Raw genomic sequence first — 26080 nt, forward strand, 5'->3', positions numbered from 1 at the left:
TCCGCAATACGGTGTTTTCATCATCATAACGTGTTTTGGTTTAAATCGTTTATTTTTCAAACAAAAGCTTTATAAAGCTGGTAACCCTCTTGCGGCTTTCTGCCGTATTGACGCTTTAAATTTTGCTTCGAATCCCCATCAATATAGACAAGAAAAGAACAGAGAATCCTTATGCGCGTAGATATTTGGTCAGATGTAGTTTGCCCATTTTGTTATATTGGTAAAAAACGTCTGGAAGCTGCTGCTGAACAGGCAGGTGTAGAACTTGAAGTTCATTGGCACAGTTATGAACTTGATCCAGATGCACCGCCCCGTCAGGAAATCTCCAACTCTGAACGTCTTGCGCAAAAATATGGACGTAGCGTTGCAGAGGTCGAAGAAATGCAGCGCAATATTGCAGCCATGGCTGCGGAAGAAGGCATTCAGTTCAACTGGGAAAATGCCAACTCGGGCAATACCTTTAATGCACACCGCATCATTCATTTAGCGCAAAGTAAAGGTCTGGGTTCAGAAGCCAAAGAAGCCTTTTTCTATAGCTATATGACCCAAGGTTTGGCCATTGGTGAACGTGAAACACTGGAAGATGTCGCAGCACGCATTGGATTGAATCCGGTAGAAGTGGACGATGTCCTCAATTCAGATGAATATGCAGACTTTGTCAAATTTGATGAAGAAATTGCACGCGATCAATTAAAAGTGACTGGCGTTCCTTTCTTTGTATTTGATCAGCGTATTGCCTTGGCCGGTGCCCAGCCACGCGAAGTGTTTTTAAAAGTGATGGAAAAAGCTTTAGAAGCACCGCAACAAACTGAAATTGAAGCGGATGATAACGCAATTTGCAAGGATGACAACTGCGATCTGCCTGAAAAATAAGGGTGATCGTTCAATAAATTACACTTAATAAAAATCCCCAACTTGGGGATTTTTTCATTTCAAGGCGGCTTGATTTATTCAACTTAATCAACCAAGAAACTAATCTTTAAATTTACACGATACTCAGTAATTTTATTGTCTTTGATGACCACTTTTTGTTCATTAATCCATGCACCCTGTACATTTTTTACCGTTTCCGTCACTTTATGTATACCGGATTGAATCGCATCTTCAAAACTTTTATTGCTGCTTGAATTCACTTCAACTACTTTTGCGATAGCCATCGTTTTAACCTCAGGTTTTATTATTTTGAACTTTGATAATAGGGTATTTTTTAATCAAAAAAATCACTTTTAACATTACACCGCAAAAACTTACATACAGAACACAATACCGCTCAGAAGAGTTAACCTATTACAAAACTCAACTTATCTATACAAGGCTTGGACACAATATGAGTTTCTATTCGCTAGGCTTATATGCGGGATAATTCAATTCCAGATCATGAAATTTTTAGAGGTAAATATGAACACTGAAACACAAAACCCTGCTGTTGATTCTACCCCTGTACAAAATTCTGCTGTTGATTCCAGTTCGACACAAAGTGCCTGTGCCAAATCTCGCTTTTCTCCCACTCTAAAGGGAGTGCTTATAGGAGCGGTTGCAGGCAGCGTATTACCTGTTTTTGGTACCTTTAGCGGTGCGATTATTGGAGGTGTCGCTGGCAAAGTTTATGAGAAAAAATGTCAAAATAAATGCCATGAAAATTAATATTTTTTTATATTTTTAAGCAGCTTAAGACAGATTGCGCCGCTCAATCTGTCTTAGAGCAAAAACTCTAAATATATGATTTATATAATAATTTAAACTGACCATTCATCTTTTTCAACGTATTTGCTCTTCCTGAGTTTGATTATTTTTTGATACTATTTATGTGAAATTTATTTTTTATATCTCCCCATTGTCCAAATTCGTTTTGGGCATCCTTTCACTTAAAGGAAATGATGATGAACGCAATGAAATCTCTTTTGGCTGTAGCGGTTGTGGCTTTCTCTGCAAATGTATCTGCTCAAATTGTTTATATTCCAGATTTTCCTGTAAAAAAAGCAGTTGAAACGGTAAATAATGCTGAGCAAAAAGCGCCGGCTTCTGCTCCTGCTAATCAAGAGACAACTGCATCTGAAGCAAAAGCTTAACCAGCCTATTCAGATTCAAATAAAAAAACAGACTGAAGCTATTCAGTCTGTTTTTTTATGCATAGTCCGTCTCAAAAACCAGCCCTGTATTTTTGGCTCATATTCATGATCCCGCCCATTTTTAGCCTCAGTTCAGCCTGACTTTTTGAGCCCAGATATAAAATGAAAACCATGCCCATAACCCAAACTGATCTTTGCAACCAAAAATAATTGCTCATTTTTTATCTAAAATTTACATTTTTTGCTAATTATGTCTATAGATACTCAAAAACTGACATTTTTTTGCATGCTTTTTCTTTACAAATACATATAATCAAAGGAACTAAATGAATAATTTTCCTGAATAAAAAGTGTTCATATGCAAGAACTTCAAGCGCTGATTCAAGGTAAGATTCCCCCACAAACGGTTAAGATCGAGCATTTAATCGCGCTTGCCGAACGCTACCCACAAACGACATCTGCAGAATATAAATTACTTGAACTGGCGACCAATATCGTTTTGGCAAGTTATCTAGAAAAAGCACATAAGCATCTCTAGGGGTCAGTGCATGAATGTTTTAGAAAAAGTGATGTTGATTAAAGAACTCAATTTCTTAATTGACGGTTTAGAACAGCGTTCATTGTCTTTTTTTGAAATTGCGCGATCGAAAACACGGATTAAAGAAATTTTTGCTCTATGTGACGAGCCAATCTTTAAAAAGCAGATTATAAAATTCAAATCACAAACCCAGCCTAAAATTGCTGCGCTGGATTTTGCAGATCAAACCCTATTTAAACTTTCATTTCGTGGGTTTTTTCAGCAGGAAAATGCCTTAGAACAAGCTCTGTACCAACATAAAAATTCAGGTTGGGCAACTCTTTATCATCCAAAGAAAGGTTGGCAAATCTGGCTAATTCCTGCTCCAGAGCGTACTGCCTTGATCAGCGAATGGGGAGATCTTGACGATGCTTATCAGTGGATGATGGCACAGCAGCAACTTTATGCCTGCCTCAAAACAGATTATGAATTAAAAAATAGCCAAAACCTTATAGAGCGACAAATCGTACCGGTATTAACCGAGATCGAAACACATATAAATTCATCAATAGAGACACAACGAGATCACCAATTCAATGCTGCATCAGATTTAAACATTAAGCCTGTTGAGATTGCATTGCTGGATGAACCTTTAATTCAGATAGATAGTTCTCAACCATCAGAGCAATCCTCTACAATTTCCGCAAACCAAACTGATATGGTTAATCCGGTTGTTATTGAATCAATAGCTGGCTCTGTTGCTACAAAAGAAAGCCATGGCATTGACTCCAATGTCGTTTCTCACACCCCACAACGCTTGCAGCTCAACGCATATACGGCACAATTGCATCTCTTGCAGGACAGAGAAGCTTCTGCCCAACAGTTATTCAAGCTGGAAATTGCTAGCCAGCCTGAAATCTTGCAGCACATTGATTTTTTCTTGCAGGGTTCAGACCTGCAAGACTGGGCAAACCGGCCAGTTTATCTGGCTGAACAAATGGATCAATACGGTCGTTTTATTAAATATTTAGCCTTGTTGGGTGCTGACAATCCAATACAGGCCATAGATTGCCTGCGTGAATTAGATGATCACCATCATTTGGCTGCGATAAAAGACATCTCATGGAATGATCTAAGTGATGGTTTTTCCCGCATTGAAGACATTTTTCAGCTGTATAATCAAAAGGCGAACTCAGTCTGGCAAAGTGAAGACTATATGCCTTTTATCCCTACCCAGTTGATTCAAAACCAAAAATTTATTCAATTTGAAGAAAGTGCCGCAGACTGTCGAACACCGCTACTGTTACTCAAAGAGCGGCAAAAAATCCGCATCATTCATGGACAAAAACGCCTGAGTTTATTGCCAGCGGAAGCCGCATACCCTTATTTAATGTTAGAACGTCATCACGGCATTACTTGGCAAATGATTCAACGCATTGTTTCCCGACTCAATCCACCTATAGATTGTCAAAAATTATATAAAGAGATTCAAAAACATATTTCAGATTAAGTTTTTATTTTTTGTAGTCAACGCTTGCTTTTTCGCTTCATTTTTTACAAGACTAGAGAATGATCAGACACATAAGAGCAAGGATATGCTTAAAAAAAATATAAAATTGTTGAAACCAATCTTATGTATGTGCTTACTGGGGATGGTGTCAACTTCAGGCTGGACGGAAACGAATGAAACCAGTCAAGATCAATCTGCGGCACCGCTATCTCCGGCCCAGACGGGTGACGATTTTAATCTGCTGTATCAAATTCCAAGCTGGATAGATGCACTTCCTACTTTTTTACCCAAACAGTCAGATGAACCCATTGTTCCTCCAATGCTGGCGACTGAAAATCAAACCTGGCTTGACCGGCGACAACAAGAGATTCGCAACTGGGCAGATCATACCTCACATAAAATTGACAACTGGTTTGGGGAAACCGATCCGGCCGATCCGGCTTCAGCGACATTGCGCCTGATTGTAGATAACAACTGGAATAAACATGACGGTTATAACATTAAGCCTCGTGTAAGAGGTAAAATTAAGCTCCCGACATTAGAACGCAAAGTCAGTGTTGTATTTGGTGATGATACGCTGGATAACGAACTCAATAACAAGGTGGCCATTACCGATGAAAATCCAGACAGCACCACCAATAAAACTTTAGACCGCGAGCGTACACGCGAGAATAACAGTTCTTTTGCATTTCGCTGGTCCGATTTTTCCAAATATATTCCTTTTGATACCGATCTGGATTTAGGTTTACGTTCAGGAGATGATATTTATCTACGTCTGAAAGTATCTAAAGACTGGAAACTGGAAAATGATTTTAGTTTTCATGCTGAACAAATTTATCGTTATGGTGTAGATAGTAAAAATTACCTTAGAACCAATACCGAACTGACCCATGCTCGACCTAATCAGGCCTTGTTATCCAACCAGTTCAGCCTGACCTATGCAGATGAACAAGAGGATGATTTGAAATGGGACAATTACCTGTTCAGGCAACACCAGTTTTTCCATAACAACCGTTTTACCTACGGCTTATACACTGGCGGTTTTTATAATAATCAAGATCTGCGCCTTAACAGTTGGGGACCCTATATTTCATGGCGGCAGCCGGTATGGCGAGAGTGGTTTTTTGTACAGGGTGATTTAAATTATCTCAATGACCATCGTGAAGACCGGAGTCATTTCATTGGTGCATTGGTACGTCTGGAAGCCCTATTTTAAGCGGCTATAGTTCTCCCAGATGTAAATTCCGCCATAAAAAAACCTCCCGAAGGAGGTTTTTTTATATCCTCGAAGCTTGGCTTATTTCAACAACAAGTTATTGATGCGCTTTACATATTCAGCAGGATCATCCGGCAATCCACCTTCTGCAATCACAGCCTGATCAAAGATCACATTGGCCAAGTCATCAAACTGATTCGAGCCTTCCAGTTTTTTCACCAATGGATGTTCCGGGTTAATTTCCAGAATCGGTTTACTTTCTGGCACAGCCTGACCCGCCTGTTTGAGCATACGAATCAATTGTGGCGAAAGCTCACCTTCACCTGTCACTAGACATGCCGGTGAATCGACCAGACGGGTGGTAACACGGACTTCTTTGGTTTTGGCTTTGAGAGAGTCTGACAATTTTTCCACAACCGGTTTAAACTGTTCGGCCGCAGCTTCCAAAGCTTTTTTCTCATCCGCATCCTGCAAATCGCCCAAGTCTACAGCGCCCTTAGACACATTCTGCATTGCAGTGCCATCGAACTCGTTCACGAATTCCATGGCCCATTCATCCACACGGTCTGCCATTAACAGCACTTCAATGCCTTTTTTCTTGAACAGTTCCAGTTGCGGTGAATTTTTTGCAGCCGACAGACTATCTGCAGTCACGTAATAAATTGCCTTCTGGCCTTCTTTCATCCGCGCTTTATAGTCGCTTAAAGAAGTCGTAACTTCATCATTGGTCGAAGTCGAGAAGCGTAATAATTTTAAAATACGCTCACGATTGCCCATGTCTTCGCCCAGACCTTCCTTAATCACGGAACCAAATTCAGCATAGAACTGCTTGAATTTGTCTTGGTCTTTTTCATCTTCAGATTTTGCCAAGCCATCCAGCATGGTCAGCACACGGCGAGTATTACCCTCGCGAATGGTTTTCACATCTCGGCTTTCTTGCAGTAATTCACGGCTCACGTTTAATGGAAGATCGGCACTATCCACCACCCCTTGCACAAAACGTAAATAGTTTGGAATCAGGTTATCTGCCTCATCCATAATAAACACGCGCTTTACATACAGTTTGATGCCAGCTTTGGCTTCGCGGGTAAAGATGTTGCTGGCCGCCTTGCTTGGAACATACAACAACTGAGTATATTCGGTACTGCCTTCGACACGGTTATGCGTCCAGGCTAAGGGTGCCTCAAAGTCATGGCTGAGGTTTTTATAGAACTCGGTATATTGCTCTTCGCTGATTTCATTCTTATTGCGGGTCCACAGTGCACTGGCAGAGTTAATGGCTTCCCATTCATCTGTTTTTACCATGTGACCCGGCTGAGGCTCTTCCCCTTCAACAACCTCAGGTTGTTGCCAAACTTCTTTTTGCATTTCAATGGGCAAGCTGATGTGATCAGAGTATTTATTGATAATCTGCTTAACTTTATACGACTCTAAATACTCAAGTGCATTGTCACGTAAATGCAGAATGATATCGGTTCCACGTGAAGCCTTATTGATCTGTTCAACTTCAAAATCACCTGTTCCCGTGCTGATCCAGCGTACCGCATCTTCTGCATCTGCAGCGGCATGACGCGACTCCACGGTAATCTTTTCAGCCACAATAAAACCGGAGTAGAAACCCACCCCAAACTGGCCAATCAGTTGTGCATCTGCTTTCTGATCGCCAGACAATTTCGACATAAAGTCCTTGGTTCCAGACTTGGCAATCGTCCCCAGATTATCAATCGCTTCCTGTTGGGTGAGACCAATACCGTTGTCAGAAATCGTGATGGTGTTATTGTCTTTATTTAGGCTTACACGTACATGCAAGTCAGGATCATTTTCATAATATTCAGGATGATTAATCCCTTCAAAGCGCAATTTATCGCAAGCATCTGACGCGTTCGAAATCAGCTCGCGCAGGAAAATTTCAGGGTTTGAATAGAGAGAATGCGTCACTAAATGTAAGAGCTGCGCTACCTCAGCCTGGAAACTATGTTTTTTGGCGCTTTGTTCGCTCATCAGTCACTCCTTAAATTCATCACACAGTTTTTATTGAATGCTTAATGAATGGAGTGACTTCAGAAATTTTCAATAGTGAGGCCTATATTTTTCTTAAAAAGGACCTTGTTGATACACTCGATCCATATACAAATCCAGTTTTTGTTGGCGCATTTTATAGACTTCAATTAAACAACGGCTGGAGTTGCCACACTGATCACGCAGCTGTAACCATTTAACTTGTTCATCCTGAATCACGCCACGCGTGCCCATCGGCACCAAACGTTTAATAATATTGTAGGTAGTGGCCATTTTTACATCGGCATCATTGACCGCACGATACTCGCAAATAGCATGTTCCGTTTGCGTTTTGGCTTTGTCACAATTAAAACTGGCTGCATAAGTAGAACCAGCGAAAAGACTAAAAAAAACTGCACTATATATCGTGAATATTTTCATGAATTATTCTTTCTCTTTTAGTTTATTTTCTATACTCAACTTAAACAAAAATTTGTTGTTTAAACAGTATCAAATTGCTCATTCTATGTGTTTTATTGTGACGATATACAGAAGCAAAAATCCCCATCAAAGATGGGGATTTAGGCGCTGATTTTTATGATTAGAATTTGTAGCTATAACCGATGGTATACACCCAAGGATTCACTTCCAAATCACCTAATTTGACTGGTGTACCATTTGCAGTTTTCGCTGTTAATTCAGTTTTTACATCGGCATAACGTGCATCTACAAAAACACCCCAATTTTTTGCATCTGCAGGTTGGAAGTTAAAACCGATCTGACCGGCAACACCGTATGCAACCTCTGCATCCAGACTTTCAGCACCCGTCACCGCTTTAGTGGTTGAAGATAATTCTTCATCCCAAGGCACGACAACAGTTGCACCAACACCAATATAAGGTGTAAAGCGAGTTGAGTTTTTAAAGTTATATTTTGCAGTAATGGTCGGTGGTAAATGCTTGAAAGATGCTGCATTTTCGATTGGACCGATATTCACATCATGTTGAAAAGGTAGTGCAAGCAATAACTCTACTGAAATTGGAGAATTAGCGAAAAAATATTCTACTGATGGTGTGAAATTAACTTCATTGCTCACTTCTGCTTTTAATGGTGTTACCGCACCACCAACAGGAACATTTAATGTACCGTTGTCATCATTTTGTGGTGCCAAAGCAGATGCACCTAATTTCACTTGCCAGTCACCTGCCATCGCAGAAGCAGACATCCCCAATAATGTAATAAGAGCAACTTGTTTTAACATTTTAAACAACCTCTGGAAGAATTATAACAATAAATTTTTAAGGATTAATTAATATTAAACATGAGTATTATTAATATGCAATAGCTATTAATTATTTATAATTTTATTTATTTTTAAATATATGAAAATATTGAATATTTATTTTAAACTGACCAACTTGGTTGGTTTTAAATACCAACCAAGTTAATCAGATTAATTATTATATTCCAAGTATATTGCTTGGTTTTATTATATTAAATTATTTATAATATTTATTTTAAATACATCTATTAAAATAGGCAATAAAACTGAATTAAAAATTCAATTAAAGTACCATCGCCGCAATCCAGCCAAAGACCAATAACGGAATATTGAAATGGATAAAGGTCGGAACAACCGTATCCCAAATATGATCATGCTGACCATCCACACCCAAACCGGCCGTTGGACCTAAAGTGGAATCTGAGGCTGGAGAACCGGCATCACCCAAGGCTGCAGCAGTACCAATCAATGCGACAGTCGCCAATGGAGAGAAGCCAAACTGCACGCACAGCGGCACGTAAATGACAGCTAAAACCGGAACACTAGAGAATGATGAACCAATTCCGATAGTCACAAACAGACCAATAAACAGCATCAGGAAGGCAGCCAAGGCTTTGTTATCACCAATCAGATGTACCACGCCATTCACCAAATGATTGATATCACCGGTATGAGTCATAACTGAGGCGAAACCTGCTGCAGAAATCATGATGAAACCTACCAGCGCCATCATGCGCATCCCCTGAACAAAGACATCATCGGCATCTTGCCATTTGAAAATCCCAGCACCAGACAACACCGCAAAACCGACCAACCCGCCCAGAATCATAGAACCTGAATACAACTGGGCAGCCAAAGTCAAAGCAATCGCAAGCAGTGCCATTAAAATGGTTTTTTTCGCAATGACTGGCGCTTGTTCAGCTTCTTGCTTGAGTTCTTCTGCATCGACATCCAAATTCACTTCACCAGCGCGAATAGGTTTGTCTAGGTCAATGGTGGTCACACGAGCAACAGCACGATCGATATAATGACGCGGTTTACGATAACTGACGAATACGGCGATTAAGGTACCTATCAACATGCCCAGAACTGGTATTGCCATACCCATTGGCATCATCCAACGCTCGACATGCAAATTGTAAGCTGCACCAATTTTATTGATGTTGCCCATCAAAATTTGTTCAAGGAAAATGGAACCAAAGCCGACAGGAAGGAAAATATAGGTTCCGACTAAGCCCATCGTCAGCACGCAAGCAGCAGCACGACGGTCTAGATTCATGTGATTCATCACTTTTAATAACGGAGGAACCAAGACCGGAATAAAGGCAATATGCACAGGAATCAAGTTTTGAGAAAAAATAGCCGCAATCAGTAAAATGCCAAGAAGCAAATATTTTACTTTTTTGGTTTTTTGATGAGTCGCTTCCTCACCCAATAAACCAATCAGTTTATGCGCTAACAAATCTGGTAAACCTGATTTTGACAAAGCAAGTGCAAATGCACCCAATACCGCATACGCCAGAGCAACTTCTGCCCCATCGCCCAGACCGGCATTAAATGCGGTTACGGTATCTGACAGACTTAGTCCTGCAACCAAGCCACCAATAATCGCTGAAATGACCAAAGTCAAAACAACAGAAACTCGTGCCAGTGAAAGTATAAACATCACGGCAATCGCAATTACTACTGCATTCATGAAAATTTTGAGGAAGATGAAAAAGCCGATATTTTATCAGATTCAACCTTTTGAAACTGTAAATAAATCGGCTACTGAAAATTAATTCAATATATTGATTTAATTTGAATTTTAAATAAATTAATCAAATTCAAGCATTTTCCAGAGCAAATGCTTTGATATATTTTGCAACCAATTCTGGCTGGCTTAATATTGCCCAGTGATTGGCATCAATTTCAACACGCTGAAAATTTTCCGCCCATTGCGGCACTTCATCAATCAGTTCGGGACTGACAAAATTATCTCGTTTCAACACAATCGCCTGTACCGGACACACGGCAAAACGTTGCCGTGGTTGGGTAAGTCGCGGTAGAAAATTTGCACGATACAGTCCAATCCCATGTTGACCATCTGATATAATATGCTTATTTAAAGGTAAATCTTTGCGATGTTCTAACTTCTGCAATACCTTGTCCCATTTTTCAGGGCTAAACAAAGTCCAGACCGTAGGTGCCAGCAAAGGCAACTGGAACGCAGCGATATACCAAGACTTGGTTAACTGCTTGAAAAAATTAAACTTGTTTTGCTTAAATTGATGACGCATCCAAAAGGCGGCATGATCTAAACACGGGCCTGAAATGGTACTGTAAGATAAAATCCGCTGCCTAAATTTAGCTTCAGTCACCGATTCCCAAGACTGAATCGAACCCCAGTCATGGGCGGCCAAATGAAAAGGGCGATTTTCCAGTACCGCATTCACCACACTTTCCAGATCCTGAGACAACTGTGCCAAGCGATAGTCACGAATACGTTTTGGAACAGATGATTTCCCGGCTCCACGCACATCATAAGTGATAATATAAAAATCCTGAATCAGTTGCTGAATTACAGGTTCCCACACTTCCTGATTATCGGGATAACCATGTACTAAAACCAAGGCCGGTTTTTCTTCGCTTCCCCATGTTTTGACATAGAGACGTTGCTGATCTTGGGTCGTGACCCATAGCGTTTGCGCTTGCATCTTGTTTTATCCTCTATTTTTATTGGCTATTTATTGCAGAGTCCGGGCAATCTGATCAATGCGACCTTTTTCATTCTGTTTTAGTATGTTCTGAAGCCATAAAAAAACAATTGACCAAAATGAGCCTTTTAAAAAAACTACAGACAATTCCTGCCATTTCCAAATTTTTACTCAACCGTTATGCACCCTATAAAGGTGCGGGTATTGAGATTGAAAAAATAGATCTGGCCAATTATCACATTCGGGTCAAAATGCCCCTGACCCATAAAAATCAAAATGCCGTTGGGGTACATTTTGGCGGCAGTCTATATTCGATGGTGGATCCTTTTTATATGTTGATATTGATCCATCATTTAGGGTCAAAATATATTGTCTGGGATAGAGCAGCTTCCATCCAGTTTTTATCGCCCGGTCGCGGTACAGTCTATGCCGATATCCGGCTGGATGTAGCAGAAATCCATCAGATTAAACAGCTTGCAGAAAATCATGCTCCGGTTTACCGAAACTATAGTGTGAATATTTTTGATGAATCTGGCATCCGGATTGCTGAAGTCCAAAAGACGGTATACGTTCGTCGTAAAAAGCCCAAAGCGGCGATTTCCAGCACATAAAAAAGCGCCTGATCGACAAGCGCTTTATTTTCCTATTCAGGCTAAATTAACGTTTTTTCTGCTCAATGGCGGCACCTGCACCACCACCAATCGCACCACCAATCGCAGCGCCGGCATTTCCACCAAAGACGCTTTTACCAACGGCAGAACCAATCGCACCACCAACACCACTATAGGTCGCATTACGGTTAGAGCCACCTTGGGTTTTACTACCAATTGCAGCGCCTGCACCACCACCTACTGCGGCACCTACACCTCCACCAACTTTACTCCCTACACCGCCACCAACAGCACCACCCAGTGCTGCTGCACCAATACGCTGTTCTCTCGGAGACATACTGTCACAACCAGCCAACATGAAAGTGGACAAGGTTGCTACCGCCATTAAGCCCATTAGCTTTTTCATGAGATCTGTCCTTTTGGCTATTTGTTACAGCATAAGTTATGAGTGTGAATTTAATATCAGCGTACTGTTACTTTTACTGGTTTTAATGCTGAATTTTGTAATATGTTTTAGACTAAAATACGTAAAGATCGATTCAACTTATACAATCTTAGCTATTCTCCCTCTGCATCCAAAAATCAGTTAATGCATGCCAATTGATCTAGGGACTTACAATAAAAATAAAACGCTGAATAACTTAAACAGGAAGGATCATCAGAATGAAAAAACTTCTCTTGTTGATATCAATATTGTTTAGCTTTAATCCATCAACCTATGCCAATGATACTAATCCCAAACTGCTCTCTACCCCGAAAACCTTGAAGAATCTGGCATATGGACTGCATCCGCAACAAATCATGGATGTCTATTTTCCCGCCAAAGCACTTAGCAATCAAACGCCGGCACCATTAATTGTGATGGTACATGGCGGAGCGTGGGCCATTGGTGATAAAAACAATACGGCTGTAGTCAAAAATAAAGTGGCTTACTGGACCAAACAGAATTGGATTTTTATTTCAATCAATTACCGATTAGTGCCTGAAGTCACTGTACAGCAACAAACTCAAGATATTGCCGAAGCACTGATTTATATCCAGCATCAGGCAGTCAATTGGCATGCCAATCCCAAACGTCTGGTTCTTATGGGACATTCCGCCGGTGCACATTTGGTCAGTCTGCTCAGCACCCGGCCCCTTTGGCTGACCTCGCAGCCCCAGCCTTGGCCTGCGACCATAGCTCTAGACAGCGCTGCCTATAATATTGAAAGCATTATGCAAACCCGACATGCACGGTTTTATGATCAGGCCTTTGGAAAAAGACCCTTAAACTGGCAGGCGCTTTCTCCTATTTCACAGCTACATCAAGCTTTACCAGCGTTTCTTGCTGTTTGTTCAACCATTCGGCCAGACCAGCCTTGTACACAGGCACAGCAATTTATTCAGCAGGCCCAAAAATTAGGGACTCAAGCCCAGTTATTGCCTATTGCACTTTCACATTCTGAAATCAACAGATCACTGGGGCAAAATAATTCCTATACCCAAGCAGTCAATCAATTTATACAAAGCCATTCTCCTCCATGATGTAATAAATCAAATCTGCTTCTCCATCCCCAAGCATAAAAAAGCCACCCGAAGGTGGCTCTTTTTTGATTAGTTTAAAGGACTAATTACAGACCGTTAAACTCATCGCTGAATGCTTGGCTTAATGCCTGGTCTACATCAGAGAAGTCATTTACTAAAGCATGTTCTGCAGCTTCTGCTTCTTGACGACGACGTTCCAAGTGGTAAGCCAAACCTGTACCCGCTGGGATCAGACGACCTACAACTACGTTTTCTTTCAAGCCACGTAAATCATCTTCTTTACCTGTTACAGCCGCTTCAGTTAACACACGAGTGGTTTCCTGGAACGATGCAGCAGAGATGAACGAGTCAGTAGAAAGCGATGCTTTGGTAATACCCATCAATTGACGTTCAAACTTCGCTGGGAACTTGTTCTGTGCAAGAACGGCTTGGTTCTCGCCCATCACGCGGATGTAATCCACTTGTTCGCCTTTGATGAAGCTGGTATCGCCACCGTCAGTGATATCAACTTTACGCAACATTTGACGTACGATGACTTCAATGTGCTTATCGTTGATTTTTACACCTTGCAGACGGTATACGTCCTGAACTTCGTTCACGATGTAGTTGGTCAATGCCACTTCGCCTTTCAAGCGTAAGATGTCATGTGGGTTTTGCGGACCATCAGAAATGGTTTCACCACGGTTCACATGTTCACCTTCGAACACGTTGATGGTACGCCATTTCGGAATTAACTCTTCGTAGATCTCAGAGCCATCATCCGGAGTAATCACAAGACGGTTCTTACCTTTCGTCTCTTTACCGAAGCTTACGACACCCGAAATTTCAGCAAGAATAGCATGCTCTTTCGGTTTACGTGCTTCGAACAAGTCAGCTACGCGTGGAAGACCACCGGTAATATCACGGGTACGTGAAGATTCTTGTGGCACACGACCGATAACGTCACCAACACCAATCGTTTCGCCATCACGGACAGAAAGAATCGTGTTTTGTGGCAAGAAGTAGAACTGTTCGCCGCCATCTGTAGTATCCAATACGACAGCAGGACGCATATCTTTACCTGATGCAGGACGTGAAGTCACTGGCAAGATTTCGATAGTAGTCATACCTGTTGCATCATCAGTTTTCGATGTTGCAGTTACGCCATCAGCAATTTGGCTGAAACGTACTTTACCTGCAACTTCGGTAACGAGTGGATGTGTATGTGGATCCCAAGTTGCCACGATACCGCCAGCTGCTACAGCTTCGCCATCTTTCAACAAGATAGAGGCACCGTATGGCAATTTATAGCGTTCGCGTTCACGACCCAAGTCATCCGCAATACCGATTTCACCTGAACGAGATGTCGATACCAAGTGACCTTTGGCATGTTGTACTGTTTTCACGTTGTGGAAACGTACTGTACCTTTGTTACGAACTTGTACGCTGTTGGCAGCAGAAGTTCGGCTTGCGGCACCACCCACGTGGAATGTACGCATGGTTAACTGTGTACCTGGCTCACCAATTGATTGAGCAGCCATTACACCGACAGATTCACCTGGGTTTACCAAGTGACCGCGTGCAAGGTCACGACCATAACATTTCGCACATACACCGAAGGTAGATTCACAAGCAACCACTGAACGTACTTTAACTTCATCGACACCTGCATCTTCAAGGAAGGCTGCAATTTTTTCGTCAATTAAAGTATTACGTGGAAGAATCACTTCGTCAGAACCGACTTTCTTCACATCTTCAGCAACTACACGACCCAATACTCGAGTACCTAAGTTCTCGATGACATCACCACCCTGAATGAATGGAGTCATTACAAGACCGCCTAAAGTACCGCAATCAGGCTCGGTAATCACCAAGTCTTGCGCTACGTCTACAAGACGACGAGTCAAGTAACCAGAGTTCGCTGTTTTCAATGCAGTATCGGCCAAACCTTTACGTGCACCGTGTGTTGAAATGAAGTACTGAAGTACGGTCAAACCTTCACGGAAGTTGGCTTTAATTGGGGTTTCAATGATCGAACCATCCGGTTTCGCCATCAAACCACGCATACCCGCTAACTGACGAATCTGAGCTGCCGAACCACGGGCACCTGAGTCAGACATCATATAAATCGAGTTGAATGATTTTTGTTTCTCGTCTTCACCCTGTTTGTTTTTAACAGTGGTAAATGACAAGTTGTCCATCATCGCTTTCGCTACTTGGTCATTGGTACGCGCCCAAATATCGACAACCTTGTTATAACGTTCACCAGCAGTTACGAAACCTTGTTCGAACTGTTGTTCAATTTCACGAACTTCAGCTTCAGACTTGGCAATAATTGCTTCTTTGTTTGGTGGAATCAGCATGTCTTCCATACCAACAGATACACCAGAGCGAGTCGCTTGACGGAAGCCCAAGTACATCAATTGGTCAGCAAAGATAACCGTATCTTTCAAACCTAATTTACGGTAGCAAGAGTTAATTAACTTAGAGATGTTCTTTTTAGTCATCTCAATGTTAATTTGCTGGAAGTCCATACCTTCAGGCACGACTTCCCAAAGTAAGCAACGACCAGGTGTTGTATCAACAATAATGGTTTGTTGTTCACGGTTACCATCTTCGTCAATTACAGTTTGGTGCACACGTGCTTTAACGCGAGCGTGTAAATCAACCTGACCTGTCGCAAGTGCACGGTTTACTTCGTCAGTATCCGCAAACACCATGCCTTCACCTTTGGCATTGATTGCATCACGCGTGATGTAATACAAGCCCAAGACCACGTCCTGAGACGGTACGATGATTGGTTCACCGTTCGCTGGAGACAAGATGTTGTTGGTAGACATCATTAACGCACGAGCTTCTAACTGAGCTTCAAGTGTTAATGGTACGTGTACCGCCATTTGGTCACCATCGAAGTCGGCGTTGAACGCAGCACATACGAGTGGGTGAAGACGGATCGCTTTACCTTCAATCAAGGTCGGTTCAAATGCTTGAAGACCCAAACGGTGAAGTGTCGGCGCACGGTTCAACATCACTGGATGTTGACGAATCACGTGAGCAAGAACGTCCCAAACTTCTGGCGTTTCACGCTCAACCATTTTCTTCGCAGCTTTAATGGTGGTTGCTTGACCAGAGGCTTGTAGTTTCGCAAAGATAAACGGTTTGAATAATTCAAGCGCCATTTTCTTCGGAAGACCACATTGGTGTAAACGTAAAGATGGACCTACGGTAATTACCGAACGACCAGAGTAATCGACACGTTTACCGAGCAAGTTTTGACGGAAACGACCTTGCTTACCTTTGATCATGTCTGCCAAAGATTTAAGCGGACGTTTGTTCGAACCTGTGATTGCACGACCACGACGACCGTTATCAAGTAACGCATCTACAGACTCTTGCAACATACGTTTTTCGTTACGTACGATGATGTCTGGCGCAGAAAGGTCAAGAAGACGTTTCAAACGGTTGTTACGGTTGATCACACGACGGTAAAGGTCATTCAGGTCAGAAGTCGCGAAACGACCACCTTCAAGAGGAACCAACGGACGAAGGTCTGGTGGAAGAACTGGCAATACAGTTAACACCATCCATTCTGGCTTGTTGTTTGACTCTTTGAATGCTTCCATCAACTTCAAGCGTTTAGACGCTTTTTTGAGTTTAGTCTCAGAAGTTGTGTTTGGAATTTCTTCACGCAGACGTGAAATTTCAGCTTCAAGATCGATGTCTTTTAACAAGTCCTGAACGGCTTCTGCACCCATTTTCGCGCTGAATTCATCACCGTGTTCTTCTAAAGCAGTGAAGTATTCTTCATCGTTAAGAAGTTGGTATTTCTCCATTGGAGTCATACCCGGGTCAGTTACGACATAAGATTCGAAATACAATACGCGTTCGATATCACGTAAAGTCATATCAAGTAGCAAACCGATACGGCTTGGTAATGATTTCAAGAACCAGATGTGTGCAACTGGAGAAGCCAATTCGATGTGACCCATACGTTCACGACGAACTTTCGCAGTTGTAACTTCAACGCCACATTTTTCACAAATGACGCCTTTGTATTTCATACGCTTGTATTTACCACACAAGCATTCGTAATCTTTCACTGGACCAAAGATTTTGGCACAGAACAAACCATCACGTTCAGGTTTGAACGTACGATAGTTAATTGTCTCAGGTTTTTTAACTTCACCATGAGACCATGACTTAATCATTTCTGGTGACGCAAGACCAATACGGATGCGATCAAACTCTACTGGAGCATGACCATCAGAATCCGTCTTTTTGCGCATGATATCGAGCAAGTCTTTCAATTTTTTTCTCCGTGTGTTGTGGAGATTTTCACTCTACAACTGGGTCACAAATATTGTTTTTTACCGAAATTTGGGAATCTCCCCTAACCCCTCTTTATAAAAGAGGGGAACTTTCCCCCTTTGAAAAAGGGGGTCAGGGGGATTTCTTAGTCACCATTTTTCAGTTCAATGTTGATACCTAAAGAACGGATCTCTTTAGTCAATACGTTGAACGATTCAGGCATGCCCGGATCCATATAATGGTTGCCATCTACAATGTTCTTATAGATGCGGGTACGGCCTTCAACGTCATCCGACTTAACAGTAAGCATTTCTTGCAGCGTATAAGCGGCACCGTATGCTTCAAGTGCCCAGACTTCCATCTCACCGAAACGCTGACCACCGAATTGAGCTTTACCACCCAATGGCTGCTGAGTTACTAATGAGTAAGAACCTGTAGAACGCGCATGCATCTTGTCATCAACCAAGTGGTTCAGTTTCAGCATGTACATGTAACCTACAGTTACAGGACGGTCAAAACGTTCACCGGTACGACCATCATACAATACAGTTTGACCGGTACGTGAAATGCCGCCAAGTTCAAGCAATTCTTTGATTTGACCTTCTTCAGCACCATCAAATACCGGAGTCGCTAAAGGCACACCCTTACGCAGGTTACCTGACAAGGCCAAGATTTCATCATCAGTCAGGCTGTCAAGGTCTTCTTGCTGACCGCCAACTTTGTTGTAAATCTTGTCTAAGAAGTCACGAAGCTCAAGTACAGTACGTTGCTCTTTCATCATCTTGTCGATTTGATCGCCAAGACCTTTCGCCGCCATACCCAAGTGAGTTTCAAGAATCTGACCCACGTTCATACGTGATGGTACACCCAGCGGGTTAAGTACCACATCTACTGGCACACCGTTAGCATCGTGTGGCATGTCTTCCACTGGCAAGATGTTGGATACAACACCCTTGTTACCGTGACGACCCGCCATTTTATCACCCGGTTGGATGCGACGTTTTACAGCAAGATAAACTTTAACAACTTTCAATACGCCAGTGGTCAATTCATCGCCTGTAGAAAGTTTGCGTTTTTTCTCAGCAAATTTCTCGTCAATCTCTGCGCTCTTCTCTTTCAAGAACACTTGAATTTGAGTTAAGCGTTCAGCAATTGCTTCATCACTTGGCTGGATATCCAGTAAGTCAACCAGTTCTAAACCAAACAACAAATCTTCAGTCAGTTTGTCACCGCGTTTAGTGTTACCACCACCGTTAGATTCTTGACCTTTCAACAGGCGAACGATACGTTCACGCGCTGCTTCTTCGAAGATTTTGTATTCTTCTTTCAAGTCTTTACGGTAAGCATCCAATTGCGCTTTTTCAATTGCTTGAGCACGTTCGTCTTTTTCAAGACCGTCACGTGTAAACACTTGAACGTCAATAACAGTACCTTTAACACCTGAAGATACGCGTAAAGATGAATCTTTCACGTCAGCGGCTTTTTCACCGAAGATTGCACGAAGCAATTTTTCTTCCGGAGTCAACTGGGTTTCACCTTTAGGCGTTACTTTACCTACCAGGATGTCACCTGCGGTTACTTCAGCACCGATGTAAACGATACCTGATTCATCAAGTTTAGAAAGCGCAGCTTCACCGACGTTAGGGATATCGGCAGTAATTTCTTCTGCACCTAACTTGGTATCACGTGCTACACATGACAATTCTTGAATATGAATCGAAGTTAAACGGTCTTCTTGAAGTACACGCTCAGAAAGTAAGATCGAGTCTTCGTAGTTATAACCGTTCCAGGTCATGAACGCTACACGCATGTTTTGACCCAATGCCAATTCACCGCCATCTGTTGATGGACCATCAGCAAGAACGTCGCCACGACCGACTTTATCGCCCAATTTCACCAGTACTTTTTGGTTAATACAGGTGTTTTGGTTCGAACGGGTATATTTGATCAGGTTGTAGATATCTACACCTGCTTCACCTGCCACCATCTCTTCTTCGTTAACACGAATCACGACACGAGAAGCATCAACGAATTCGATACGACCACCACGTTTCGCAAGGACACATACACCTGAGTCATGCGCTACGTTTGCTTCCATACCGGTACCAACAAGCGGCTTGTCGGCAATCAACGTAGGTACAGCCTGACGTTGCATGTTTGAACCCATCAATGCACGGTTGGCATCATCGTGTTCAAGGAATGGAATTAGTGATGCAGCAACAGAGACAACCTGCTGAGCAGAGACGTCCATATGCGTCACTTTTTCAGGAGGTATACGTACGAATTCACCTTGATGACGTACAGAAACGAATTCTTCAGTCAAGTTACCGTCTTTGTCGACGCCAGAATCGGCCTGTGCAATCACAGTACCTACTTCTTCAATCGCAGACAGGTATTCAACGTCGTCAGTTACACGACCATCAACAACTTTACGGTAAGGGGTTTCCAAGAAACCGAAGTTGTTACATTTCGCATAAACAGAAAGCGAGTTGATCAAACCAATGTTTGGACCTTCCGGTGTTTCAATTGGACAAACACGACCATAGTGAGTTTGATGTACGTCACGTACTTCAAAGCCCGCACGTTCACGTGTCAAACCACCAGGACCGAGCGCTGATACACGACGTTTGTGTGTAATTTCAGACAACGGGTTGTTTTGGTCCATGAATTGAGACAACTGGCTTGAACCAAAGAACTCTTTGATTGCAGCAGCCACTGGCTTCGCATTGATTAAATCTTGCGGAGACAGGTTATCTGTTTCAGCTTGGCTTAAACGCTCTTTAACAGCACGTTCTACACGAACCAGACCTACACGGAATTGGTTTTCTGTCATTTCGCCAACAGAACGAACACGACGGTTACCCAAGTGATCGATATCGTCGACTTCGCCTTTACCGTTACGGATTTCAACTAATGTTTTTAATACATCAGTGATATCTTCGTTAGACAGAATGCCTTCAACTTCACGTGACTTCTGATCGGTTCCCACTTCATAAGGACGACCCAAACGACGGTTGAACTTCATACGACCGACTGGAGACAAGTCATAACGTTCAGAAGAGAAGAACAAGTTATTAAACAGGTTTTCAGCAGCTTCTTTTGTTGGTGGCTCACCTGGACGCATCACTTTGTAGATTTCTACCAGTGCTTCTTCACGACCCGTTGTAGTATCGGCACGCAAAGAGTCCGCAATGAACGAACCACGGTCGATGTCATTGGTGAACAATACGTTGAACTGTTTTACGCCGCCTTCAGCCAATTTCACCATGATTTCATGGCTCAATACAGTATTGGCTGCAATCACGTCACCATCACGTAAAGTTACATCTTCAGCGATAATACGTTCGTATAGGTATTCATCAGGAACTGAAAGTTTTTCCAGACCTGCTGCTTCCATTTGACGAACGTGACGCGCGTTAATACGTTTGCCTTGTTCAACAATCACTTTGCCATCTTTGTCAGCAATGTCGAATTGCGCCATTTCGCCACGTAGACGTTCTGGTACAAGGTCAATTTGGTAACTACCCATGTCCAGATAGACAGGTACTTTTTCGTAGAACATATCCAGGATTTGTTCATTGCTATAACCCAGCGCACGAAGTACCACAGTCGCCAACAATTTACGACGACGGTCAATACGTACATAGACTAAGTCTTTAGCATCGAATTCAAAATCCAACCATGAACCACGGTAAGGAATAATACGTGCAGAATAAAGAACTTTACCGCTCGAATGTGTTTTGCCTTTATCGTGGTCAAAGAACACACCTGGTGAACGGTGTAATTGAGATACGATTACACGCTCAGTACCATTGATTACAAAAGTACCGTTTTCAGTCATCAGTGGCATTTCGCCCATGTAGACTTCTTGTTCACGTACATCTTTAATCGATTTAGTTTCGCGATCTTTGATGATCAAACGAATTTTTACACGCATTGGTGCGGCATAAGTTGAACCACGTAAAATACATTCACGTACATCAAACTCAGGCTTACCAAGACTATACTCAACAAATTCTAAAGCAGCATTGCCAGAATAACTTTCAATAGGAAAAACTGAACGAAATGCGGCTTGGAGACCGATATCTTCGCGGTTTTTTGGTGTTTTGCCATCTTGTAGGAATGTTCTGTACGAGTCGACTTGAATCGCGAGCAAGTACGGAGCATCCATGACGCTAGGCAATTTACCAAAATTCTTACGGATCCGTTTCTTTTCGGTATATGAGTATGCCATCTGGAGTCCTCGGAAAGTAAACTAAGCCCGCCTGCAGAACGGGTTTAGAAGGAATTACACAGGCCGATATGGCCACCACTTTTTACAAATGCTGCAATTTTTAGTGGTATTAAAACGCTTAGCAATATTTTCAAATATAAAAAATATTGATAAGCGTTTGATATTATTGATTATTATAGTAATTGATGCTTTTTTACACCAATCAAACAAAAATCGAGCCGATAATTGTAACGCAAAAAGGCTGATGACCCAAGAGCCATCAGCCAATTTTTGGGGTCAATTTAAAATTAACCCCCTAGCGAAATTACTTAACAGTAACTGTAGCACCAGTTTCTTCAAGTTTTTTCTTAAGTTCTTCAGCTTCTTCTTTAGTAACGCCTTCTTTAAGAACTGAAGGAGCGCCTTCAACCATGTCTTTAGCTTCTTTCAAGCCAAGACCAGTGATTTCACGAACTGCTTTAATTACAGCTACTTTGTTAGCACCGAAAGAAGTCAACTCAACGTTGAATTCAGTTTGCTCTTCAGCAGCAGCAGCAGCGCCAGGAGCAGCAGCTACAGCTACAGCAGCAGCAGATACGTTGAATTTTTCTTCGAAAGCAGAAATAAGTTCAACAAGTTCAAGAACAGTTTTTTCAGCAACTGCGTTTAAGATTTCTTCGTTAGTTAAAGCCATGAGAATAACTCCAAATGGAAATTGAATGGTGTGGAAATAGATTTAAGCTTATGCAGCTTCTGACTCGTTTTTCTCTTTGAGCGCTGTAATAAGGCGACCCAATTTCGAAATAGGAGCTTGAAGAACGTTTGCAAGCATAGTAAGCGCTTTTTCTTGGTTTGGAAGGTTTGCGATAACGCTAACTTCAGCACCTTGATAAACTTTGCCATCAAATGCAGCAGCTTTAAGTTCAAATGCTTTGTTAGTTTTAGCAAATTCTTCAAACAAGCGAGCAGCTGCGCCCATGTCGTCTTCAGAAGTTGAGAAAGCCAAGATTGTTGGGCCAACAAGGTTGTCATTCAAGATATTGAATTGAGTATCTTGAAGAGCACGTTTAGCCAAAGTATTACGTACAACACGTGTAGCAACACCCAGTTTACGAGCTTCAACACGAAGAGCAGTTAATTGCTCAACAGTTAAACCTTGGTAGTCAGCAACAACAGCAGCATACGCAGTAGAAGCAACTTCAGTTACTTCGGCTACGATCTGTTTTTTGCCTTCGATAAGAAGAGCCATTGTAATACCTCCTAGCGGTGATTTATGCACTTCTAAAAAGAAGCACACTCCCAATTCGTGAGCTCATCACTGAACCCACACGCGGAGGAGGAACAAATCACACCACCGCGTCTACGCAGGCTGGATTATTAAGAAGAAAGCATAAAACTCCCCTCGCCTGAGGTCTTTGACGCTGACAAATTTACATTTATCAATTCAAAGTTTGCCTGAGGGGCGATCAGCAAAGCAGCGCTTTGCCGACCCGCAAGATGAGAAGCTATGCTTCGAATAAAGCAGTCGTTCTTTCTTGCGTAAAAATCAAAGCAGCGCTTTGATTTTTACTCAGGGCTTTAAAATTCTGTAATAAGCCGAAACTTATTTAGAAACGTTAGCCACATCAATAGTAAGACCAGGACCCATAGTTGAGCTTAAAGTGATCTTTTGGATGTAGATACCTTTAGAAGTAGCAGGTTTTGCTTTCTTAAGGTCAGCAACAAGTGCTTCAACGTTTGAACGAACAGCTTCAGCAGTGAAACCTACTTGACCGATCGCAGCGTGGATAATACCCGCTTTGTCTACACGGTAACGTGCTTGACCAGCTTTCGCGTTTTTAACAGCGCCAGCTACGTCAGGAGTTACAGTACCCACTTTAGGGTTTGGCATTAAGCCACGTGGACCAAGAATCGTACCTAATTTACCTACAACGCGCATTGCATCTGGAGCAGCAATTACTACGTCGAAGTCAAGGTTACCTGCTTGGATGCTTTCAGCCAGGTCATCAAAACCTACAACATCAGCACCTTCAGCTTTAGCAGCTTCAGCAGCAGCACCTTGAGCAAATACAGCTACACGTACAGTCTTACCAGTACCTGCAGGAAGTGTAGTTGCGCCACGAACAACTTGGTCAGATTTACGAGGGTCAACACCTAGGTTTACCGCAACATCCAAAGATTCTTTGAATTTAGCAGCAGGAAGGCTTGTTAACACTTGTACAGCTTCTTCCAAAGTATAAACTTTGTTCGCTTCTACAGCAGCAGCGATCGCTTTTTGACGTTTAGTTAATTTAGCCATGTCTTAAAGCTCCACTTCCAAGCCCATAGAACGTGCAGAACCAGCAATGGTACGTACACGCGCGTCTAAGTCAGCACCAGTTAAATCTGGTTCTTTAGTAGTCGCGATTTCTTCCAATTGAGCACGAGTCAACTTACCAACTTTAGTTTTGTTAGGTACAGAAGAACCCTTTTGGATGCCAGCAGCTTTCTTAAGAAGAATAGATGCAGGTGGAGTTTTCATGATGAATGTGAACGACTTGTCGTTGTACACAGTAATCACTACAGGAATTGGTAGACCTGGTTCAACTTTTTGTGTCGCAGCATTGAATTCTTTACAGAATGCCATGATGTTAACACCACGTTGACCTAGTGCAGGACCAATCGGTGGAGATGGATTCGCTTTACCAGCTGGAACTTGCAGCTTAATATAGCCGTCAATCTTCTTAGCCATTTCAAATTACCTCTGGGTGCAAACGCCGATGAAGGCTCCCCAATGATTTCAAGTAACGATAACCGTTACAACAACAATGCCCAATCCATAACAGATCGGGCGTTTTCAACCAACTTAAATCAGTTCGCTTTTTCGACTTGGCGAAATTCGAGCTCAACCTGAGTTGGTCGATTAAATACATTAATCGTCAACGTTAAACGTGACTTCTCATATTGAACTTCTTCCACCACGCCTTTAAAGTCGGTGAATGGACCATCAATAACGAGTAATTCTTCGCCCGGTTCAAACATCGTCTTAGGACGAGGTGCTTCACCAGTATTGCGTACACGTGCAAGAATCGCATCAGCTTCTTTTTGCGTAATCGGTGCAGGTTTTTCTGCAGTACCGCCGATGAAACCTAATACTTTTGGACATTCTTTAACAATGTGCCAAGTGTCATCATTCATTTCCATTTCGACCAATACATAGCCAGGAAAGAATTTACGCTCTGATTTACGCTTTTTGCCATCCTTCATTTCTACCACTTCTTCGGTAGGAACCAGGACTTCACCAAAGCTATCGGCTACAGCGCTACGCTGGATTCGATCATTAAGTGAACGCATCACTTGCTTTTCATAGCCTGAATAGGCATGAATAATGTACCAACGTTTCATAGCTCTTTTACCCGATAATAAACTTCATTAACCAGCCTAAAATGTAGTCAAAACACCACAAAACAATGGATGCAATGACAACAACAGCAAGAACCTGCCAAGATGTGGTCACGGTTTCATGCTTGGTCGGCCAAGTCACACGACGCAACTCTATTCGTGCGTCTTTCAACAAACGAACAAAGCCTTTGCCTTGATGGGTGGCGTATAATAAACCTAAAGCCACGATGATACAAGCCAAAATTACTCCAACGCGTACCCAAACATTATTGGCTGGGGCCCAATACGCTGGTAAATACTGACTCGCCATAGCCGCACCGACCAATAAAATCAATGCGATAACCCATAGAACAATATCTAAAGGGGAACCAGAATTAACAACTTCAGCAGAATTATTTCTTTGTGGAATTGGCGCTTCGCTTAATGCGTCACGCGATTTATCATTCGACATTTTTGTACTCGTCGTAGGCTTCGCGACTTATTATATGACAATTTAACCAGCATCAAGCTTTTTTTTAAAAAATGGCAGGTCAGGAGGGACTCGAACCCCCAACATTCGGTTTTGGAGACCGACGCTCTACCAATTGAACTACTGACCTACAATACAAATCGGGAACCCAAGCTCCCGACCTGCAAATTTAACTCATTGGATTATGCAGTTACTTTAGCAACTACACCAGCACCAACTGTACGACCACCTTCACGGATCGCAAAACGTAGACCTGGGTCCATTGCGATTGGGTGGATCAATTCTACTGACATTTCTACGTTGTCAC

General features: G+C 42.3%; 23 protein-coding genes, 1 tRNA gene and 1 pseudogene. 8 read left to right on the forward strand and 17 right to left on the reverse strand.

Features of this window, described 5'->3' with window-relative positions; translation table 11 throughout:
* Nucleotides 1-171: 171 nt before the first annotated feature.
* Nucleotides 172-873 (forward strand): DsbA family oxidoreductase, encoded by a 702-nt coding sequence (locus tag FB6_RS01695; protein ID WP_174558342.1) that lies wholly within the window; start codon nt 172-174, stop codon nt 871-873.
* An 83-nt stretch (nt 874-956) separates the two neighbouring features.
* Here FB6_RS01695 and FB6_RS01700 read toward each other — a convergent pair whose 3' ends face one another.
* On the reverse strand, nt 957-1157 hold the full coding sequence (locus FB6_RS01700) for a dodecin family protein (protein WP_174558343.1): 201 nt from the start codon (nt 1155-1157) through the stop codon (nt 957-959).
* Nucleotides 1158-1398: 241 nt separating this feature from the next.
* On the opposite strand from FB6_RS01700, the gene FB6_RS01705 reads away from it, so the two are divergent.
* The 5 genes from FB6_RS01705 (at nt 1399) to FB6_RS01725 (ending at nt 5312) form a co-directional block, all read left to right on the forward strand.
* Nucleotides 1399-1644, forward strand: coding sequence for a hypothetical protein (locus FB6_RS01705; RefSeq protein WP_174558344.1), 246 nt, complete (start codon nt 1399-1401; stop codon nt 1642-1644).
* A gap of 236 nt (nt 1645-1880) precedes the next feature.
* Nucleotides 1881-2069, forward strand: a complete 189-nt coding sequence (locus tag FB6_RS01710) for a hypothetical protein (protein WP_174558345.1) — start codon at nt 1881-1883, stop codon at nt 2067-2069.
* 358 nt (nt 2070-2427) lie between these two features.
* Nucleotides 2428-2607: a hypothetical protein gene (locus FB6_RS01715; RefSeq protein ID WP_174558346.1), complete on the forward strand. Its 180-nt coding sequence runs from the start codon at nt 2428-2430 to the stop codon at nt 2605-2607.
* 10 nt (nt 2608-2617) lie between these two features.
* Nucleotides 2618-4096 carry a hypothetical protein gene (locus FB6_RS01720; RefSeq protein WP_174558347.1) on the forward strand — a complete coding sequence of 493 codons (1479 nt, stop codon included), beginning with the start codon at nt 2618-2620 and terminating at the stop codon, nt 4094-4096.
* 142 nt (nt 4097-4238) lie between these two features.
* Complete coding sequence (locus FB6_RS01725; RefSeq protein WP_254592179.1) at nt 4239-5312, forward strand: hypothetical protein; 1074 nt, start codon at nt 4239-4241, stop codon at nt 5310-5312.
* An 81-nt stretch (nt 5313-5393) separates the two neighbouring features.
* Here the strand turns inward: FB6_RS01725 and htpG are convergent, their stop codons facing one another.
* The 5 genes from htpG to FB6_RS01750 all read right to left on the reverse strand — a co-directional run bounded on the left by htpG (nt 5394) and on the right by FB6_RS01750 (nt 11288).
* A complete protein-coding gene (gene htpG / locus FB6_RS01730) occupies nt 5394-7313 on the reverse strand; it encodes a molecular chaperone HtpG (RefSeq protein WP_174558349.1) in 1920 nt (639 codons plus the stop codon).
* A 93-nt stretch (nt 7314-7406) separates the two neighbouring features.
* Nucleotides 7407-7751: a lysozyme inhibitor LprI family protein gene (locus FB6_RS01735; protein WP_174558350.1), complete on the reverse strand. Its 345-nt coding sequence runs from the start codon at nt 7749-7751 to the stop codon at nt 7407-7409.
* Between the two features lie 160 nt (nt 7752-7911).
* Nucleotides 7912-8571: an OmpW/AlkL family protein gene (locus FB6_RS01740; RefSeq protein WP_174558351.1), complete on the reverse strand. Its 660-nt coding sequence runs from the start codon at nt 8569-8571 to the stop codon at nt 7912-7914.
* 304 nt (nt 8572-8875) lie between these two features.
* The gene (locus FB6_RS01745; protein ID WP_174558352.1) at nt 8876-10288 is read right to left on the reverse strand and encodes a Na+/H+ antiporter family protein; all 1413 of its coding nucleotides are present in this window, start codon (nt 10286-10288) and stop codon (nt 8876-8878) included.
* Nucleotides 10289-10418: 130 nt separating this feature from the next.
* Nucleotides 10419-11288, reverse strand: coding sequence for an alpha/beta fold hydrolase (locus FB6_RS01750; protein WP_174558353.1), 870 nt, complete (start codon nt 11286-11288; stop codon nt 10419-10421).
* A gap of 119 nt (nt 11289-11407) precedes the next feature.
* Between FB6_RS01750 and FB6_RS01755 the strand changes: the two genes are divergently transcribed.
* A complete protein-coding gene (locus FB6_RS01755) occupies nt 11408-11899 on the forward strand; it encodes a DUF4442 domain-containing protein (protein WP_174558354.1) in 492 nt (163 codons plus the stop codon).
* A gap of 46 nt (nt 11900-11945) precedes the next feature.
* Here the strand turns inward: FB6_RS01755 and FB6_RS01760 are convergent, their stop codons facing one another.
* Complete coding sequence (locus FB6_RS01760; RefSeq protein ID WP_174558355.1) at nt 11946-12305, reverse strand: DNA transfer protein p32; 360 nt, start codon at nt 12303-12305, stop codon at nt 11946-11948.
* A 257-nt stretch (nt 12306-12562) separates the two neighbouring features.
* Between FB6_RS01760 and FB6_RS01765 the strand changes: the two genes are divergently transcribed.
* A complete protein-coding gene (locus FB6_RS01765; RefSeq protein WP_174558356.1) occupies nt 12563-13423 on the forward strand; it encodes an alpha/beta hydrolase in 861 nt (286 codons plus the stop codon).
* Nucleotides 13424-13509: 86 nt separating this feature from the next.
* Here FB6_RS01765 and rpoC read toward each other — a convergent pair whose 3' ends face one another.
* The 10 genes and pseudogenes from rpoC to FB6_RS01815 all read right to left on the reverse strand — a co-directional run.
* The gene (rpoC, locus tag FB6_RS01770) at nt 13510-17709 is read right to left on the reverse strand and encodes a DNA-directed RNA polymerase subunit beta' (RefSeq protein ID WP_174558357.1); all 4200 of its coding nucleotides are present in this window, start codon (nt 17707-17709) and stop codon (nt 13510-13512) included.
* A gap of 146 nt (nt 17710-17855) precedes the next feature.
* Nucleotides 17856-21944, reverse strand: coding sequence for a DNA-directed RNA polymerase subunit beta (gene rpoB / locus FB6_RS01775; protein WP_174558358.1), 4089 nt, complete (start codon nt 21942-21944; stop codon nt 17856-17858).
* A gap of 304 nt (nt 21945-22248) precedes the next feature.
* On the reverse strand, nt 22249-22617 hold the full coding sequence (rplL, locus tag FB6_RS01780; protein WP_174558359.1) for a 50S ribosomal protein L7/L12: 369 nt from the start codon (nt 22615-22617) through the stop codon (nt 22249-22251).
* A 48-nt stretch (nt 22618-22665) separates the two neighbouring features.
* On the reverse strand, nt 22666-23172 hold the full coding sequence (gene rplJ, locus FB6_RS01785; protein ID WP_174558360.1) for a 50S ribosomal protein L10: 507 nt from the start codon (nt 23170-23172) through the stop codon (nt 22666-22668).
* Between the two features lie 354 nt (nt 23173-23526).
* Nucleotides 23527-24222 (reverse strand): 50S ribosomal protein L1, encoded by a 696-nt coding sequence (gene rplA, locus FB6_RS01790; protein ID WP_174558361.1) that lies wholly within the window; start codon nt 24220-24222, stop codon nt 23527-23529.
* Nucleotides 24223-24225: 3 nt separating this feature from the next.
* Complete coding sequence (rplK, locus tag FB6_RS01795; protein ID WP_001074682.1) at nt 24226-24654, reverse strand: 50S ribosomal protein L11; 429 nt, start codon at nt 24652-24654, stop codon at nt 24226-24228.
* A gap of 119 nt (nt 24655-24773) precedes the next feature.
* On the reverse strand, nt 24774-25307 hold the full coding sequence (gene nusG / locus FB6_RS01800; RefSeq protein WP_174558362.1) for a transcription termination/antitermination protein NusG: 534 nt from the start codon (nt 25305-25307) through the stop codon (nt 24774-24776).
* Nucleotides 25308-25314: 7 nt separating this feature from the next.
* A complete protein-coding gene (gene secE, locus FB6_RS01805) occupies nt 25315-25755 on the reverse strand; it encodes a preprotein translocase subunit SecE (protein ID WP_174558363.1) in 441 nt (146 codons plus the stop codon).
* A gap of 72 nt (nt 25756-25827) precedes the next feature.
* A tRNA-Trp gene (locus tag FB6_RS01810) sits at nt 25828-25903 on the reverse strand.
* A gap of 52 nt (nt 25904-25955) precedes the next feature.
* A pseudogene (locus FB6_RS01815) lies at nt 25956-26080 on the reverse strand (hypothetical protein); the annotation flags it as partial.

This window comes from Acinetobacter bouvetii (assembly GCF_902753875.1).
Classification (GTDB): domain Bacteria; phylum Pseudomonadota; class Gammaproteobacteria; order Pseudomonadales; family Moraxellaceae; genus Acinetobacter; species Acinetobacter bouvetii_A.

Coding starts and splice junctions, on each gene's coding strand:
- FB6_RS01695 (WP_174558342.1), top strand. CDS start 172: ATGCGCGTAGATATTTGGTCAGATGTAGTTTGCCCATTTTGTTATATT.
- FB6_RS01700 (WP_174558343.1), bottom strand. CDS start 1,157: ATGGCTATCGCAAAAGTAGTTGAAGTGAATTCAAGCAGCAATAAAAGT.
- FB6_RS01705 (WP_174558344.1), top strand. CDS start 1,399: ATGAACACTGAAACACAAAACCCTGCTGTTGATTCTACCCCTGTACAA.
- FB6_RS01710 (WP_174558345.1), top strand. CDS start 1,881: ATGAACGCAATGAAATCTCTTTTGGCTGTAGCGGTTGTGGCTTTCTCT.
- FB6_RS01715 (WP_174558346.1), top strand. CDS start 2,428: ATGCAAGAACTTCAAGCGCTGATTCAAGGTAAGATTCCCCCACAAACG.
- FB6_RS01720 (WP_174558347.1), top strand. CDS start 2,618: ATGAATGTTTTAGAAAAAGTGATGTTGATTAAAGAACTCAATTTCTTA.
- FB6_RS01725 (WP_254592179.1), top strand. CDS start 4,239: ATGGTGTCAACTTCAGGCTGGACGGAAACGAATGAAACCAGTCAAGAT.
- htpG (WP_174558349.1), bottom strand. CDS start 7,313: ATGAGCGAACAAAGCGCCAAAAAACATAGTTTCCAGGCTGAGGTAGCG.
- FB6_RS01735 (WP_174558350.1), bottom strand. CDS start 7,751: ATGAAAATATTCACGATATATAGTGCAGTTTTTTTTAGTCTTTTCGCT.
- FB6_RS01740 (WP_174558351.1), bottom strand. CDS start 8,571: ATGTTAAAACAAGTTGCTCTTATTACATTATTGGGGATGTCTGCTTCT.
- FB6_RS01745 (WP_174558352.1), bottom strand. CDS start 10,288: ATGAATGCAGTAGTAATTGCGATTGCCGTGATGTTTATACTTTCACTG.
- FB6_RS01750 (WP_174558353.1), bottom strand. CDS start 11,288: ATGCAAGCGCAAACGCTATGGGTCACGACCCAAGATCAGCAACGTCTC.
- FB6_RS01755 (WP_174558354.1), top strand. CDS start 11,408: ATGAGCCTTTTAAAAAAACTACAGACAATTCCTGCCATTTCCAAATTT.
- FB6_RS01760 (WP_174558355.1), bottom strand. CDS start 12,305: ATGAAAAAGCTAATGGGCTTAATGGCGGTAGCAACCTTGTCCACTTTC.
- FB6_RS01765 (WP_174558356.1), top strand. CDS start 12,563: ATGAAAAAACTTCTCTTGTTGATATCAATATTGTTTAGCTTTAATCCA.
- rpoB (WP_174558358.1), bottom strand. CDS start 21,944: ATGGCATACTCATATACCGAAAAGAAACGGATCCGTAAGAATTTTGGT.
- rplL (WP_174558359.1), bottom strand. CDS start 22,617: ATGGCTTTAACTAACGAAGAAATCTTAAACGCAGTTGCTGAAAAAACT.
- rplJ (WP_174558360.1), bottom strand. CDS start 23,172: ATGGCTCTTCTTATCGAAGGCAAAAAACAGATCGTAGCCGAAGTAACT.
- rplA (WP_174558361.1), bottom strand. CDS start 24,222: ATGGCTAAATTAACTAAACGTCAAAAAGCGATCGCTGCTGCTGTAGAA.
- rplK (WP_001074682.1), bottom strand. CDS start 24,654: ATGGCTAAGAAGATTGACGGCTATATTAAGCTGCAAGTTCCAGCTGGT.
- nusG (WP_174558362.1), bottom strand. CDS start 25,307: ATGAAACGTTGGTACATTATTCATGCCTATTCAGGCTATGAAAAGCAA.
- secE (WP_174558363.1), bottom strand. CDS start 25,755: ATGTCGAATGATAAATCGCGTGACGCATTAAGCGAAGCGCCAATTCCA.